Genomic DNA, 16,150 nt, shown 5'->3' with positions numbered 1-16,150 from the left:
GGAACCCCATGTCCCGCGTAGTCATTATCGGAGCCACCGGCCACGTCGGCGGGTACCTCGTGCCGCGGCTGGCGGATGCAGGGCATGAAGTCATAGCCGTCAGCCGCGCTCTCAGGCGGCCCTACAGGGAGCATCCTGCCTGGAAGGATATCCGGCTCATTGCCATCGACCGCGCCGAGGGCGATGCGGCGGGAACCTTCGCCGGCATGATCGCCGACTTACGGCCCGACATCGTCATTGACATGCTCTGTTTCACGCCGGACTCGGCCGAACAGCTCATCACCGCGCTCCGGGGCCGGGTGCAGCTGCTGCTCAGCTGCGGCACCATCTGGGTGCACGGTCCGGGAACGGAGGTTCCCACCCGCGAGGAGGATGCGCGGAATCCATTCGGTGATTACGGAATCCAGAAGGCCCGGATCGAGGAACTGCTGCTGGCGGAATCGCGGACGCCGGGAGGCCTCCCGGCGTCGGTGCTCCATCCCGGGCACATCACCGGACCAGGATGGGCCATGGTCAACGCCGCCGGAAACTTCGACCTCGACGTCTGGCACAGGCTAGCGACAGGGCAGCCCGTGGACGTACCGAACTTCGGCTTTGGAAACGGTGCACCACGTGCACGCCGATGACGTTGCACAGGCATTCCAGCGGGCGCTCGATCGTCCCGGGGCGTGCGTAGGCAACAGCTATCACGTTGTCTCCGAAAAAGCGCTGACGCTGCGGGGCATCGCCACAGCGGCAGCCGCGTGGTTCGGGCAGGAGGCGCACCTCCGGTTCCTGCCGTTCGAGGAGTTCAGGTCCAGCACCTCCCCCGGCAATGCCGAGGCCTCCTATGACCACATCAGCCGAAGCCCTTCGATGAGCATCGCAAAGGCGCAGCGGGAGCTGGGCTACTCCCCCCGCAAGACCTCGCTCCAGGCGATTGCGGAGGGTCTGCAGTGGCTCATCTCGGATGGCCAGCTCGACGCCGGTGGCCGGGAGCTCAGGACCGCGCCGGCCTGACCATGGGCTGGTGTTGATCGAGGATGCGCGCGCAGCGGATGAACCCCAGGTGCGAGTAGGCCTGGGGATGGTTACCCAGGTGCGTTTCGGTGCCGGGGTCGTATTCCTCCGGCAGCAGGCCCGTGGGCCCGAAGAGGTTCACCAGCTGGTCGAACAGGTCCCAGGCCTCCTCGATCCTGCCCACCGCAACGTACGCCTCAATGAGCCACGTGGTGCAGATATGGAAGCCACCCTCCAGTCCCGGCAGGCCGTCGTCGTACCTGTACCGGAAAACGGTGGGCCCCACCCGGAGTTCCCGTTCCACGGCGGTGACGGTGTCAAGGAAGCGCTGGTCCGTGACGTCCAGCAGGCCGGAGAGTCCGATGTGCAGGACGGCGGCGTCCAGGTCTGGGCTGTCATACGCGACGGTATAGGACGACGCCGATTCGTCCCACCCCTCGCGCAGCACCTCGTCCCGGATGGTGGTGGCCGTGGTTTCCCAGGAAGGTTCCGGAGCCCTGCCGTGCCGGGCGGCGGTGCGCAGCGCCCGGTCCAGGGTCACCCAGCACATCACCTTGGTGTAGACGTGATGGCGCGGTGCCCGCCGGGCCTCCCAGATGCCGTGGTCAGCCTCGTGCCAGCGGGCCAGCACCGCGGAAGCCATCTGCACCATGAGCTCCCAGTGGTCATCGGCGAGGCTGCCCTCCCGCTCACTGAGGGCGTGGATCAGCTCGGCGACGGGCCCGAAGACGTCAAGCTGGACCTGGTGGTCCGCGGCGTTTCCGATCCGGACGGGCCGGGATCCGGCGTAGCCTGGCAGGCTGTCGATCACGGCCTCGGTGGACAGCGCCGCCCCCGTAACGGAGTACAGCGGGTGCAGCCATTCGGGGCCCGGGGCGTGTTCCAGAATCCGGCCCAGCCAGCTGAGGAACCCCGTAGCCTCCCCGGTGGAGCCTAGATCCACCAGTGCGTTCACGGTCATGGAGCCGTCCCGCAGCCAGCAGTAGCGGTAGTCCCAGTTCCGGGTCCCGCCGATCCCTTCGGGCAGGGACGTCGTAGGCGCGGCGAGCACGGCGCCGGTGGGTTCGTGGACCAAGGCACGGAGCACCAGCGCGGAGCGGCGGACCAGGGACGGTTTGACCCCGGGCAGCTCCAGGTCCTGTACCCAACGGCGCGAATGGTGTGCCACCTCGGCGCGCCGTTCCGTCTCCCCTCCAGGGTCAGCCTCCTGCGGCTCAGTGTCGCCGCAGCGCATGTTGAGCACCACGGGACCGTCCTGCAGGTTCACGACAGCCGTGGCCGTGGCATGCCGGCCGTCCGAGGCAATGGCAAAGCGGACGCCGGGGGCCAGCAGGATGATGGGATCGGACGTACCCACCACGTGCAGTTCGCCGCCCCGGACCTCCATGCTGAACGGGGCGTTGGCGTAGTCCGGCCTGGGCGCAAACACGATCCTGGCGGCTCCACTGCCGGAGAGCACCCGGACCAGGCTGGTGATGCCATCCGGTGCCGGCTCCAGGTAGTCCGTCACGGTCACATCCGCCCATCTGGTTTCCACGATCATGGTGCTGTCCACGTAGCGCTGGCCCAGCACCTGGGAAGTCTTGACCGGTTCCACTGAGAAGTGCCCTGCCGCGTCGCCGCCCAGGATATGGGCGAACAGGGACCCCGAGTCCGGCAGAGGATGGCTCATCCAGCAGATCTTGGCGTCGGGCGTGACCAGGGCCGTTGAGGAACCGTTGCCGATCATTGAGTGCCGCTCCAGGCCCACCGCGTCCTCGCCGAAGAGCCAGGCGCGGCGCAGTTCAAACAGGATGGCAAGGACCCGGGCGAAGGATTCCGGGTCGCGGAGCCGGTGGGCGGCGGCTGTCTCCCCATGGCCGACTTTCAGGCCCATATCAGGGCCCCGCAGCGTTCCAATCGCCAGCTCATCACTGTAGGCATCCCCGGCGTACATCGCCGCGCTGGCCCCGAGCCGGGATCTGAGGTTCTCCAGCGCCTCGGCCTTGGACGGTTCCACCACCGAGAGATCCAGGACGGAGCCATCCACGATAAAGAACAACCCATGGGCGCGGGCGATTTCCCGCGCGGTCGCTGTCACGGCTTCCACCACGTCCGCCGTGGCCGGGCGGGTATGCACCGAGACGGCCACGGGCTTTCGTTCAATCCAGATGCCCTTCTGGAAGCCGACTGCCTCGGACAATGCCGTGGCCACTTTCTGGAGGGCCGCTTCGGTGGCCAGGGACTGCACGTGGGCAAAGCCCATGTCCGACTCCGAGCCGTGCGATCCGATCAGGTGCACTTCCGCCGGCAGGCGTGACACCGCAGCAAGGTCTCGTAGCGAGCGCCCGGAAATGACGGCGGCATGGGTGTTCGGCAGCGCGGCCAGGGCGCGCAGGGCAATGGCGGCGCTCCCCAATGGCAGGGTTTCAGTGGAAATTCCTTCGGCGTCGCACAGGGTTCCGCCGTAGTTGCACGCCACCAGCAGGCCAGGCACTCGGGCCAGCACCTTCAGCTCCGCCAGGAGCGTGGGGGTGAGCCCGTCGTCGGCCGCATCGGATTGAACGAACGCCCGGAGCAGGCCGAGCGGGAGCGATCTGGTCAGCAGCGCGGAGTCCGCAACGCTCTGGTTCAACGGAGTTGGCATCCCTTACACCCCTCGAGGCAGAACCTGCCCGGGACAGCAGCCGCTGGATTTCCTGGCGGACTACCGGGTGGTGCCCCTCTCCGGAATTCCGTAACGGCGCTCCGGAGGGGGCACTGTTCATTTTCCGGGCAGGCAGTTTCACCCGAGTGTCCCGGTGATTGCGGGGGTGTTAAGTCCGGCGGCGGGATGTTCGGTGCGGCCGGGGGCGCGTCACGCAGAGCAGGGTTTTGCGCCGCCCGGTGGTGCCGGCCGGAACAATCCGCGGCCGACCGCCGTCGTGCCTTCCAAAAGCATGCCGGGCGTGACGGCAGGGCGCGCTGGCCGGCCGGTTTCTAGACCCGCGCGAGCCCGGCGGCCTGTGCGAGCAGCTCCACGGAACGAAGCCTGTCGGCGGTTCCGGTGCTCTGGTGCGCGACGATGAGCTCGTCCGCGTCGGAGTGTTTGGCGAACTCGTCGAGGTAATCCATCACCACATCAGGGGTTCCGACGGCGGAATACGTCATCATCTGGGACACGTGCTGCCCCTGCGGGGAGTCCAGGACCATGTCCGCCTCGTCGTCGGTGAACTCCCGCCCGCCGCCGAAAAACAGGGAGACACGGGCGCGCTTGGTGGCATGGAAGGTTTCCTGCGCTTCGGACGCGGAATCCGCCGCGATGACGTTCACTCCGGCGATCACGTGAGGAGACTCCAACTGGGCTGAAGGCTTGAATTCGCGGCGGTAGACGGCGACGGCCTCCTGCAGGGCGTTGGGCGCGAAGTGGGAGGCGAAGGCATAAGGCAGGCCAAGCTGGGCCGCCAAGCGCGCGCCGAACAGGGACGATCCCAGGATGTAAAGGGGCACGTTGGTGCCCTTGCCCGGCGTTGCCTCCACGCCCTGGATCCGGGTGGGGCCGGTGAGGTATCCCTGCAGTTCCAGGACATCCTGGGGGAAGCTGTCCGCGGACATCGGATCCCGGCGGAGGGCACGCATGGTGTTCTGATCGCTCCCGGGGGCGCGGCCCAGGCCGAGGTCAATCCGCCCCGGGTGCAGGGTCTCCAGGGTGCCGAACTGCTCGGCGATGGTCAGCGGCGAGTGGTTGGGCAGCATCACTCCGCCGGCGCCCAGCCTGATGCTCTCGGTATGTGCTGCCACGTGGGCGATCAGCACGCTGGTGGCCGAGGACGCGATGGAGGACATGTTGTGGTGCTCGGCGTACCAGATCCGCCGGTACCCCAGCTTCTCGGCGCGCTGCGCCATGGCAACGCTGCCCGCGAAACTCTCCGCCGCCGTCTGGCCTTTGCCGATGGTTGCCAGATCAAGAATGGAGAGGGGAAGCGTCACGTCAGTGCCGGCCTTTCAAAGCGTTGCGTCGTCTGTGCCTGCCTGGTCGGGCGGGCACAATGTAGACAACGACGCCGGCACCCGGGTTATTTCTGCAGGCTGCTTTTTTGCTTGAGGCAATGCCTGTGCATCCGTGAGCCGCTCATCAAAAGTAGCTAGACTTTCCCTTCCTGGGCGGTGTAGATGTCCAGCAGCCGGGAAGCTCCGCGGCCGCCCTCACCCTCTGCGGCGAGGGCGGCCCGCATGCTCTCGGCTTTCTCCGCGCCCGCGGGAAACGGTGGCAGCAACGGAACGTCCGGATCGGTCAGCACCTCGATCACCACCGGCCGATCCGCCGCAAAGGCGCGATCCCAGGCAGCGGCGAGCTGCTCGGGAGCTTCAACCCTGATCCCCGTCAGGCCCAGCAGCTCGCCATAGCCCGCGTACGGGAAGTCCGGGATGTCCTGGCTGTCGCCGAACCTTGGTTCACTTTCCGTCTCGCGCTGTTCCCACGTCACCTCCGCCAGGTCGCGGTTGTTGAACACGCACACAATGAACCGCGGATCCTGCCATTGCCGCCAACGGTGTGCCACTGTGATCAGCTCGGCCACCCCCGCCATCTGCATGGCACCGTCACCGGCCAGGGCCACAAGCGGCCGGTCCGGACAGGCCAGCTTCGCCGCGATGCCATAAGGGATGGAGCAACCCATGCTGGCCAGGGTCCCGGACAGGTGGGCGGGCACGCCGCGGGGCAGAACCAACTGCCGGGCGTACCAATAGACGCAGCTGCCGACGTCGACGCTGAGCTGTGCGTTGTCCGGCAGCCTTCCGCTGAGCTCCCGCACGACGAGCTCGGGATTGACGGCCTGCCCCTTTATCCCTGCCCGCTCGGCAGCCAGTTCCCGCCATAGACGGACCTGATGTTCAATCTCCTCCCTCCATGGCCCGGGATCACGCGGCGTCAGCCTGTCGGTGAGGGCCCGAAGGGTCGGTGCGGCATCGCCCGGCAGGCCGGCTTCCACCGGGTAGCGGTTGCCGATTTTACGTTCGTCGAGGTCGATCTGGACGGCCCGGGCTGCGCCGGGAGGAGGATAGAACTCGGTCCAGGGATCATTGGAGCCGACAATCAGCAGGGTGTCGCAGTTTGCGAGCAGGTGGGCGCTTGCCGTGCTGCCCAGGTGGCCCATTGTCCCGACGGCGAACGGCAGCGTCTCGTCCACATACGGCTTGCCGAGCAGGCTGGTGGAGATCCCTGCCCCGAGCTTCTCCGCGATAGCCAGTACTTCCTCGCTGGCGTGCCGGGCACCCTGGCCCACCAGCAGCGCCACTTTCCGGCCCGCGTTGAGGATGTCAGCAGCGGCTGCCAGGTCCTCCTCACGCGGCACGGCCACCGGTGGGCTCCAGCGTGGCGCCGTGACCACGATCCCGTGTCCCTGCTCCAGGTCCGGGGCGGGCGCTGACTGGATGTCGTGCGGGACGATCACCACGCAGGGCGAGCGGGTGGAGAGGGCTGTCCGGAAGGCCCGGTCCAACACCATGGGCAGCTGCTCCGGGGTGCTGACCAGCTGGGCGAACTGCGCCGCCACGTCCTTGAACAACGTGGCCAGATCGATCTCCTGCATGTAGGCCGAACCCAGCACGCTGCGGGACTGCTGGCCCACAATCGCCACCACTGGCACGCCGTCGAGCTTGGCATCATAGAGGCCGTTGAGCAGGTGGACGGCGCCCGGGCCCTGGGTGGAGGTTACGACGCCGACCCTCCCTGTGTATTTTGCGTGCCCCACCGCCATGAACGCGGCTGTCTCCTCACGCCGGGCCTGCACGAATTCAACGTCTGCTCCCGCCCGCCGCAGCGCGCCCATGAAACCGTTGATGCCGTCGCCGCTGTAGCCAAAGACGCGTTCCACGCCCCAGGCCTTGAGCCGATCAACGATCAGGTCCGCTACCAGTCGTTCAGCCATGGGAGCCTCCAGCGTTGGGGATTCCGGGATCTTCGGTCTCCTCAACAACCTAGCGGCGCCCCCGAACTGTGTCGAGGGGCGGCTGGCGTTCACGAAGGATCTGCCGGGGCCCCAGCTAAGCTGGCGGCATGGCCTCAAAAACCACAGCAGAGAAACTTGCCACCATCCAGCAGGGCTACGCCCTGGAAGGCGCAGTCATCGAGCTCGGCGCAGCCATCATTGACGGCGAACTCCATAAGGAAGCCCAGGTCCGGCTGCCGCTGGCCATGATGAACAGGCATGGACTGGTGGCTGGCGCCACAGGCACCGGCAAGACCGTCACTCTGCACATGATGGCGGAGCAGCTGTCCACCGCCGGGGTCCCCGTATTCCTCGCTGACATCAAGGGCGATCTTTCGGGCCTGGCGACGGCCGCCGTGGGCAGCGAGAAACTCCGTGCCCGCACAGATAGCATCGGCCAGGCCTGGGCCGGAAAGACATTCCCCGTGGAGTTTCTTGCCCTGGGCGGCGACGGTAATGGCATTCCGGTCCGCGCCACGATCACGTCCTTCGGCCCCCTTCTGCTGTCCCGGGTCATGGAGCTCAACGACACCCAGGAATCCAGCCTTCAGCTGGTCTTCCACTTCGCGGATCAAAAGAACCTGGAGCTCATCGACCTGAAGGACCTCCGCGCGGTGATCCAGTTCCTGACCTCGGAGGAAGGCAAGGATGAGCTGGAGGAACTCGGCGGCCTGTCCAAGGCCACCGCCGGGGTCATCCTGCGCGAACTGGTGAACCTGGAGGCCCAGGGCCTGGAAAGGTTCTTCGGGGAGCCGGAGTTCGACACCGCGGAGCTGCTCCGAACGGCCCCTGACGGCCGCGGCGTGATCACATGCCTGGAGCTTCCGACCCTCCAGACCAAGCCCATGCTTTTTTCCACGTTCCTCATGTGGCTGCTTGCGGACCTTTTCGAAGACTTGCCCGAAGCGGGCGATTTGGACAGACCCAAGCTGGTGTTCTTCCTCGACGAGGCCCACCTTTTGTTCCACGGCGCCTCCAGAGCATTCCTCGACGCCGTCACCACCACGGTCAGGCTCATCCGGTCCAAGGGCGTGGGCATCTTCTTTGTCACCCAGACGCCCAAGGATGTACCGGCGGACGTCCTTGGCCAGCTCGCCAACCGGGTCCAGCACGCCCTCCGCGCCTTCACCCCGCAGGACGCCAAGGCTCTCAAAGCCACCGTGTCCACCTTCCCGGTCAGCGACTACGACCTTGCGGAAACCCTGACATCCGCCGGAATCGGGGAGGCAGTCATCACCGTCATGAACGAGAAAGGCGCCCCCACCCCCGTGGCGCTGACCAGGCTCCGGGCGCCCGAATCAGTCATGGGACCCAGTGCCGACGAACTCGTCAAAAGCACGGTGGCCGGATCAGCTCTGCTGGCCAAGTACGGAACGGCCGTGGACAATGTCTCGGCCTACGAGGAACTCAGGGGCAAGGCGGCTGCCCCGACCGGGCCAGCGGCACCGGGGGGACCGCCGGTGCCCGGGAGTGCCAGCGAGGCCCACGTCGACGCCGAGGCCCGCAGGATCGAGGAAGAGATCCTCGGCAGGCCCAGCAGCCGGCCAACACAGACTTCTTCGCCGGACGCTGCTTGGTCCGACGCTGCCTCAGGTGACACTTCTCCCTCCCGCTCAGGCCGGACACGGCGGCCGCCAAAGCAGCCTGCGCCGGCGGCCGGCGGCATGATGGACGACCTCGCCGGGGCACTTGGTGGAGCACTTGGCGGCGAGCTGAAAAGCATGGCACGTTCGATGGGCACCCAGCTCGGCCGGGAACTGCTCCGAGGCGTCTTCGGCACGTCGTCCCGGCGCCGCCGCTAAGCAAAACCCGGCGACACGAGAGAGCTTCATCCGCCGGCGTCGGACCTTCCGGAAACCGCCACCCGACGCCGCAGGGGCCGGTGGCAACATCAGCATTCGCCGGCCTTGCAGGTAACGTAAGGGACGTGCAGATGAGTCAAGCGTTGGTGAGGATAGCGGCCGGATGGCTGTTGGGCCTCATGCTCGCAGTGGCCGCAGCCATCGTGGCGGTGAACCTGGTGAACAACACAGTCGCCAGTCCGCAGCAGCCGGTCCGCGAATATCTGGACGCACTACACGACGGCGACGGGGGTAAGGCTCTGGGCATCCTGCGCGCCGCGGTTCCCCCCGGCAACGCGGCCATGCTGGACGGTACCGCACTGAAAACGGCCTCTTCGCGCCTTGCGAATGTGAACCTCGGCGACGCCGAGGAACGCTCCGGCAACCAGGTGGTGGTGCCCGTGGAATACACCATCGACGGCAGCCGGTTGCGCACCGAGTTCCTGCTGGAGAAGACCGGCACGGAGTGGCTTTTCTTCAACACCTGGGCTTTCGTGCCGTCGCGGCTGCCCACCCTGGACATCACTGTGGTGAATTCCAGTGAGGCCACGGTCAACGGGGTAGCCGTGAACATGCCCAGCGGCCGGAACTCCTTTGCCGTGTTTTATCCGGGCGAGTATGAAGCGTCGCTGAACGGCGAGTACTTCGCCGCCCCCGCTACCCGTGCCACCGTAACGTCCCGCGACGTCCCCGTGGCTCCGCTGAACCTGCTGACGCAGGCGACGAAGGACCTGAAGGATGACGTGGCCGCGAAGGTCAGGGAATTCCTGGACGGCTGCGCGGCCGACGCCGTGAAGCAGCAGAAACTCCAGCCAGACTGCCCGTTCTACTTCGCCAGCAACAACGTGGTGAAGGACGGGACCATCAAGTGGACCGTCACGGCCTACCCCGAGGTATCCATCGAACCCTTTGACGGCCGCTGGGTGGTTTCACCGCTGGACGGCAAGGCGAAGGTGGAGGCGCTCCAGCAGAACTCCTTCACAGGGGCCTGGTTCCCGCTAAGCGCAGAGGTGGACTTCAGCTTCACAACTCGCCTGGACGTGGCCGGTGACACCATCAAGGTCACCCCTCTCCTGACCTACTAGGCTTTCAGGCTCCGGCTGGGTCACGGGCGCCCAGGCTCCGGCTGGGTCACGGGCTCCCAGGCTCCGGCGTCACGCCCAGCACACTTTTACGTCCTCAAGCCCAGGAAACCCTTGAATTCCCGCGGATTCGATCCTGCGATGTGCCCAAAACCCTGCTCCTGGTGACGGGCGGCAACTAACGCCGCCGGGCCAGGACCATCACGACCTGTGCCACCATGTCTGCGGGGTTGTACACAACGTCCTGGTAGTAATAGCGGAGCGCGGTGAATCCCTGGACCGCGGACTCATTGTTCCGGCGATGGTCCTTCTTGACCTGCGCCCAATCTGCATGGTGCCGGCCGTCCAACTCCACTATTAGCCAGCCCTCGAGGAGGAGGTCAACGTAACCAACGCGATCCAGGTGCGCTTGAGTTTCCACGTGGATTCCGGCCTGGCGGAAGTAGGTGCGTGCCAGCGTTTCAAGCAGCGATTCGGCGCCCCGGTCCACCCACCGCAACACTTCGCGTTCCTTTCCGTTGCGCCTGCCGGGAAGTCGCTTCCGGAGGAATTCCAGCGTCATGTCGCCTCTCGACACCGCGCATTCCACCATGACAAGCGATTCAGCGAACGGCAGGCAGCGCAGGGCGTGAATGAGGACGTCAGCCAACGCCGCCACGGGCCGGCTGCCCTGTGGCGGGAGGAGCAGGCCGGGGTGGTGGACGGCGTCCCGGGCTGCCTCCTCACGGCGGTGATACACATGCCGCGTTCCGGGGGACTGCAGCGACCAGAGCCCATAATGAGGAGCGGCGCTGACGCACGTCAGCAGTTCGCGGTTCTGTAGGAGCGCGACGAGTTCGGACGACGCCGTCGGAAGGGCATACAGGCCGCGTGCCGGCTGCATTATTCCAGCACGGACGGCCCGGCGCAGAGTGGCGTCGTCGATCCCGAGCTGCGCCAAAGCAGGACGGCGGGCTGCTCCGCCACAGTGCTCCAGTGCCCTCAAAACATCCACGTGGCCATCGTGCCGCTGCGGCAGGATGCGCTGTCATCCTGCCGTCAGTGTATGTGGACAACCCCGAAGGCGCGGCCCGCCGCACCCGCGTCAAGCCGGGCAGGCTTTTGCCGGCAACCCGCAGCAAGAATCCCGGAAATCCGCGGTCCGCCCCGGTTCGAGCGCACAAAAGGCTGCCGCCCGTGACACGTCGGTCACAGGCGGCAGCCTTTGTAAGAACGTACGACGGCGGTGATCAGTCCATTCCGCGCAGGTCCAAAACCAACTCCGTGTCGCCGTCGTGCGTCAGCAAGACCGGGATGCCCCAGTCCTGCTGGTAGAGGTGGCACGCGGCGTGGTCAGGGATCTCGCCGTCCTCGGTCTCGGGTCCGTCGCAGGCGGCAGCGCGGGCGGTAATGTGCAGCACGCCTTCGGGAATGTCCCGCGCGAGTTCCAGCGTCCGGAGCAGGCCCACCGACGTGCCGCCACCGGCCACGAGCAACTCGGGCGGTGTGGAAGAGATCTTCAGCTGCGTGGGATCGCCCCAGCGGTCGTCCAGCTTCTGGCCCGTGGGCGCCGTGAAGCGGACGGCCAGTTCCAGCGGCCCGGGGGCAACCGGGCTCTTGGGCCGGTGGGTCTGGACTGCGCCCTCGTCCACCTGCTGCGCTTCCTTGGGAATGGGCACGTACACGAGCTGGTGCTGGTTCGCCTCGACCACCACCAGCAGCGGCTCCGTGCCGGCCGCCTCGGTGTGGTCCACGATCACGTCGGATGGTTCGGACAGGCCCCTGGCCAGGGTGGAGACCGTGCCGGCAGCCGGGTCGTAACGGCGGACCGCCCCGTTGTAGGTGTCCGCTATCGCCACGGAACCGTCAGGCAGAACCGTGACGCCCAACGGGTGCTGGAGCCTTGCCTCGGAGGCCTCCCCGTCGCGGAAGCCGAAGTCGAACAGGCCCTTGCCAACGGCGGACTCCACGGTGACCGTGCCGTCGTCGCCGATCACCAGCTTGCGGAGCGCCGACGTTTCGGAATCCGCCACCCAGATGTTGCCGTCTGCGTCCTCGGCGAGGCCGGACGGCTGGGCGAACCAGGCCTCGTGGGCCGCACCGTCAAGCAGGCCTTCAAGGCCGTTGCCGGCAGCAATCGCCACGGCGCCGGTCAGGGGATCGAAGCTGAAAATCTGGTGCACGCCCGCCATGGCGATCACCACGGCGTTGAGCTTTTTGGACCACACAACGTCCCAGGGTGAGCTGAGGGAAACCTCCAGCGGGTGCTCACTGAGCTGGCCCGTGAAGCCGACGGCGTCCTCGTCCACGCGGGCAGGCCCGGTTTCCAGCAGCCGCTGGACGCCGTTGCCGGCAAGGGTAGTGGCTGTCCCGTCCGCGAGCGACAGTCCGCGTAGGCGGTGGTTGACCGAGTCGGCAATCACGACGTCGTAGCCAGCCTTGGCAGCCACGTCCTCCGGCAGCAGGACCAGGCCCTGCGGCTCGTTGAACCGGGCGGTCGCTGCGTCACCGGCGGCGGGGCCGTCCGAGTATCCTTTCGTGCCGGAACCATAAGTCCCCAATACGGTCTGGAAGTCGGTGGCCAACTCCACGAGGCGGTGATGGCCGGTGTCCGTCACGAGCCACGAACCGTGGCGTCCCGCATCCGCAGCCCCCGCCGAACCGCGCCCGTCCGGTAGGTACAGCGCTTTGCCAGGGAACCGCAGCGTTCCCGAGGTGGCTTCCGGCGCAACGTAAGGGCCGGAACCGCGGTGCAGAGTCCCCTTCGCCTCGTGTTCTGCGATCAGTTCCGGGACGAGCACAGCCAGGCCGTCCGCGTGGCCTTCACCCGAGAGGTGCGCCACGATGTAGCCCTCGGGGTCGATGACCACCAGGGTCGGCCAGGCACGGGCCGTGTAGGCCTTCCAGGTGTCCAGTTCGGGGTCGTCCAAAACAGGATGGTGGATCTCATAGCGTTCCACGGCTGCAGCCAGCGCCACCGGATCCGCTTCGTGCTCGAACTTGGGCGAGTGCACACCCACCGTCACCAGGACGTCAGAATACTGATCCTCAAGCGGTCGCAACTCATCAAGGACGTGCAGGCAGTTGATGCAGCAGAAGGTCCAGAAGTCCAGCAGCACGATCTTGCCGCGCAACGCTTCCAGGTCAAGCGATTTGCCGCCGGTATTCAGCCAGTTACGGCCCACCAGTTCGGAGGCGCGTACCCGGAGTTGGGTGCGTACGGTTTCGCTCATCAGCGTCCTTCCAGCTTTGTTTTGCGTTCGGCCAGCTTGGCGTCGCGTTCGGCCAATTTGGCAAACATATCGTTGTAAGCGGTCAGATCGGCGTCGTTATTCCTGTCTGCCGCGCGGTCCGTACGCCGGGTCTCACGTTCATCGGACCGGGACCACATGACCGCGACGCCGATGGCTACCAGCAGGGTGGGTATCTCACCGATGCCCCAGGCCACCGCGCCGCCGGTCTGCTGGTCCAGCAGAGCGGACTGTCCCCAGGTTCGGCCAAGATTGCCGAAGTAATCCGCGGCCAGTAGCCCTGTGCCGCCCATGATGGCTACGCCGAAGAACGCGTGGAAACCCATGGTGGCCAGCAGGAGGAGCAGCCGCATCGGGTAGGGCGCCCGGCGCGGCAACGGATCCGTGCCGATCATGCTCAGCACGAATATATAGCCAGTCACCGCGAAGTGCAGGTTCATCAGTTCGTGGCCCAGATGATCGCGCATGGCGTAGCCGAACGCGTCCGAGTAGTAGAACAAGACGATCGAGCCCGCGAAGTTGCCGGCTGCAAAAATGGGGTGCGTGACCAGCTGCGAGAACTTACTGTGCACAAACACCAGCAACCATTCGCGGAGTCCCCGGGAGCCATCCCCACGGGCGGGCAGCGCGCGCAGGGCCAGTGTCACGGGAGCGCCGAGAACCAGGAAGATGGGAGCCACCATGGTCAGCGCCATGTGGTCCACCATGTGCGCGGAGAACAAAACCCGGCCATAGACCGACGGCGGGCCCGACGTGATGTAGGTCAGCACCAGCAGGCCGATCACCCAGTTCACCGACCGGAACCACTGCCATTTGTCACCCCGGCGCCGCACCTTCGCGACGCCCAGGAAATAGGAAACAAGCCCGAAGAGCGCCACAGCTATCCAGAGCCAGTCGAGGCGCCATTCCGTGAGCCACCTTATGGGAGTCAGCTCCGGCGGCAGCTCGTAGCCGGTAAGGATGAAGGCCGGAGATGCGTCCGGCGCAAAAGTGGTGGGCTGCGGCGGGGCCGATTGGCTCAGCGCGACGGCGATGCCGGAGGTGGCTCCCATGACCAGGAGTTCAACCAGAACCAGCTGCCAGAGAACCCGCCGTGAGGACAGCGTGGACCCCTTGAGTCCCAGCCGGGGAATAACCCATTGCCGGTGCATCAGGCCGACCCCGCCCAGTACCATGGCGGCAGCGGATTTCGCCAGGATCAGCTGCCCGTAAGCGGAGCCGAAGAGGTCGCTCCAGCTGGTGATGCGGATGGTCGCGTTGATCACGCCTGACGCAAAGACCAGGACAAAGGCGAAGCCAGCGAGGGACGAAAACCGCCGCAGCGTGGGCTCAGTGATATCGGCGGCGCCCCCGGGCTTGGAGCCTGTCAGTATCCCGGACAACAAGGCCAGCAGGACGATGCCGCCCACCCAGGAGCTGACACCCAGCAGATGCAGGCCCAGGGAGTTGATGGCACCCTCGTGATCCGAGGAACTGGACGAGTGCCCGATCAGCGCCGTGGGCACAAGTCCCACCAAGGCCAGGACCAGCGTGAGCGCGAGGCCGCCCTGGGACCGCACGCCGAACAGAGCGGTGGTCACCACTGCCGCGATGATGGTTACTGCGAGCCACGCACGCCCGGTATCGATGTCCGTCATGAAGTACACCAGCGCCCGGGTGAATTCGGCGTCACCGGATATCCCTTGGCCGGCGACGTCAGAATAGCTGAACACCAGCACGGCGACTGCGGATAGCGTCCAGGCGGCTCCGGCCGCCGCCGCAACGGCAAGGGCGCGGGAGAATGCGGGGTGTTCGGCTGCCTCACCGTCGCTGACCGTGTTAGTGACCCGGGAGCGCGGGCCTGAGGTTCGGGGCAGGATGGCGACGGCGAAGATCAGGCCGCCGATCACTGTGGCCAGGGAGACGTTGTGGATGGCCTTACTGATGGGGAGGCCCCAGCGGACCATCGACCCCGGGTCCGAGACTGCACGTGCTGCGGCCGCCCCGGAAAACAGCAGCGCTGCCGCGAGCCCCAGAAACAGGGCCGCAAGCCCCGCGACCTGCCACGGCCGGGAAATCCCCAAGGCGCTGGCAGCCACGCCCTTCGCTCCTTTATCGGGAGCTGGCCGGGGTGCTGCGGAAGGGGACTTTGCTGCGGAAGGCACCTATCCATTGTCCGCTACGGGTGGCCGCGCGGCGAATCGGCTTAAAGCAGTGGAGCGGCAACCCTCAGGTTGCCGCTCCACTGCTGCTGTTGAAGAAGATCACTTCTTCTTGGCGACAGCAGCCTTCAGCTTGGAGCCAGCGGTCAGCTTGACGCTGTGGCCTGCTGCGATCTGGATGGTCTCGCCGGTCTGCGGGTTGCGGCCGGTGCGTGCTGCACGGTCGGTGCGCTCGACTGCGAGCCAGCCCGGGATGGTGATCTTCTCGCCCGAGGCGACAGAAGTCTCGAAAACTTCGAACAGTGCATCGAGGACGGAGTTGACGGCGGCCTGGCTGGTGCCAGCCTTGCCCGCTACCTCTGAAACAAGTTCACTACGGTTCTTAGCCATTTATGTCCTCCTGGACGGTCATGATTTCTGGAGCCTGAACGCGGCATGCGTACAAGCCACTGTTCGAAAACTTACCAGCTTGGGCCCTTGAGGTCCGCAAATTCCGCGTGTTTCCGCGTTTTTTTGACTTAAATCACTAGTTTTCCGGGGATATCGCGGGGAATTGCGCCCACAGCGGATGCTCTCTCACTTCCTGCCGGCTTTTTTCCGCGACGCTCTCCCGGGTTTGAGGCTGACGACGGCCGGCCGGGGAGGCTTTATGTCCCCCGGTTCGGTGCAGGAAGTGAGAGAGCGTCCCCCGGGTTCGGTGCAGGATGTTCGGGGTGGTGGTTTTAAATGGGTCAGGCCCCGACGTTGTCGGGGCCTGAGCCTAATGGTTGTCCGGCGGTGACCTACTCTCCCACACCCTCCCGGGTGCAGTACCATCGGCGCTGTGGGTCTTAGCTTCCGGGTTCGGAATGGGACCGGGCGTTTCCCCCACGCTATGACCGCCGTAACCCTTGCTCCGCACCCCCCGTT

The 16,150-nt window shown here is 66.2% G+C and carries 11 protein-coding genes and 1 rRNA gene; 4 read left to right on the top strand and 8 right to left on the bottom strand.

Annotated features, from left to right (window positions below; all coding sequences use genetic code 11):
* Positions 1 to 8: 8 nt before the first annotated feature.
* The gene (locus J7E83_RS21160) at positions 9 to 626 is read left to right on the top strand and encodes an NAD-dependent epimerase/dehydratase family protein (protein ID WP_251043745.1); all 618 of its coding nucleotides are present in this window, start codon (positions 9 to 11) and stop codon (positions 624 to 626) included.
* Positions 613 to 999, top strand: coding sequence for an NAD(P)-dependent oxidoreductase (locus J7E83_RS21155; protein ID WP_251043744.1), 387 nt, complete (start codon positions 613 to 615; stop codon positions 997 to 999). Before J7E83_RS21160 ends, J7E83_RS21155 begins: the two co-directional genes overlap by 14 nt.
* Here the strand turns inward: J7E83_RS21155 and J7E83_RS10660 are convergent.
* The 3 genes from J7E83_RS10660 to J7E83_RS10650 form a co-directional block, all read right to left on the bottom strand.
* Positions 980 to 3,625: a trehalase-like domain-containing protein gene (locus tag J7E83_RS10660; protein ID WP_214961853.1), complete on the bottom strand. Its 2,646-nt coding sequence runs from the start codon at positions 3,623 to 3,625 to the stop codon at positions 980 to 982. The two genes, J7E83_RS21155 and J7E83_RS10660, sit on opposite strands and share 20 nt — an antisense overlap.
* A 332-nt stretch (positions 3,626 to 3,957) precedes the next feature.
* On the bottom strand, positions 3,958 to 4,947 hold the full coding sequence (locus J7E83_RS10655; RefSeq protein ID WP_214961851.1) for an LLM class flavin-dependent oxidoreductase: 990 nt from the start codon (positions 4,945 to 4,947) through the stop codon (positions 3,958 to 3,960).
* 155 nt (positions 4,948 to 5,102) lie between these two features.
* Complete coding sequence (locus J7E83_RS10650; protein ID WP_214961849.1) at positions 5,103 to 6,887, bottom strand: thiamine pyrophosphate-requiring protein; 1,785 nt, start codon at positions 6,885 to 6,887, stop codon at positions 5,103 to 5,105.
* Positions 6,888 to 7,015: 128 nt separating this feature from the next.
* Between J7E83_RS10650 and J7E83_RS10645 the strand changes: the two genes are divergently transcribed.
* Together J7E83_RS10645 and J7E83_RS10640 are read left to right on the top strand one after the other, a co-directional pair.
* A complete protein-coding gene (locus J7E83_RS10645) occupies positions 7,016 to 8,749 on the top strand; it encodes a helicase HerA-like domain-containing protein (RefSeq protein ID WP_214961847.1) in 1,734 nt (577 codons plus the stop codon).
* Between the two features lie 131 nt (positions 8,750 to 8,880).
* On the top strand, positions 8,881 to 9,873 hold the full coding sequence (locus tag J7E83_RS10640; protein ID WP_214961845.1) for a hypothetical protein: 993 nt from the start codon (positions 8,881 to 8,883) through the stop codon (positions 9,871 to 9,873).
* A gap of 175 nt (positions 9,874 to 10,048) precedes the next feature.
* Here J7E83_RS10640 and J7E83_RS10635 read toward each other — a convergent pair whose 3' ends face one another.
* The 5 genes from J7E83_RS10635 to rrf form a co-directional block, all read right to left on the bottom strand.
* Positions 10,049 to 10,864, bottom strand: a complete 816-nt coding sequence (locus J7E83_RS10635) for a DUF559 domain-containing protein (protein ID WP_214961843.1) — start codon at positions 10,862 to 10,864, stop codon at positions 10,049 to 10,051.
* 235 nt (positions 10,865 to 11,099) lie between these two features.
* The gene (locus tag J7E83_RS10630; RefSeq protein ID WP_214961842.1) at positions 11,100 to 13,082 is read right to left on the bottom strand and encodes an NHL domain-containing thioredoxin family protein; all 1,983 of its coding nucleotides are present in this window, start codon (positions 13,080 to 13,082) and stop codon (positions 11,100 to 11,102) included.
* Positions 13,082 to 15,244, bottom strand: a complete 2,163-nt coding sequence (locus tag J7E83_RS10625) for a cytochrome c oxidase assembly protein (RefSeq protein ID WP_214961840.1) — start codon at positions 15,242 to 15,244, stop codon at positions 13,082 to 13,084. The genes J7E83_RS10630 and J7E83_RS10625 overlap by 1 nt, the downstream gene beginning before the upstream one ends.
* A gap of 99 nt (positions 15,245 to 15,343) precedes the next feature.
* Positions 15,344 to 15,631, bottom strand: a complete 288-nt coding sequence (locus J7E83_RS10620; protein WP_214961838.1) for an HU family DNA-binding protein — start codon at positions 15,629 to 15,631, stop codon at positions 15,344 to 15,346.
* Between the two features lie 379 nt (positions 15,632 to 16,010).
* A 5S ribosomal RNA gene (gene rrf, locus J7E83_RS10615) occupies positions 16,011 to 16,127 on the bottom strand.
* Positions 16,128 to 16,150: the final 23 nt, after the last annotated feature.

This window comes from Arthrobacter sp. ISL-48 (genome assembly GCF_018613805.1).
In the GTDB taxonomy this organism is placed as follows: domain Bacteria; phylum Actinomycetota; class Actinomycetes; order Actinomycetales; family Micrococcaceae; genus Arthrobacter.
Note: the sequence above shows the minus strand (reverse complement) of the source record. Positions and strands in the feature narration are given on the sequence as shown.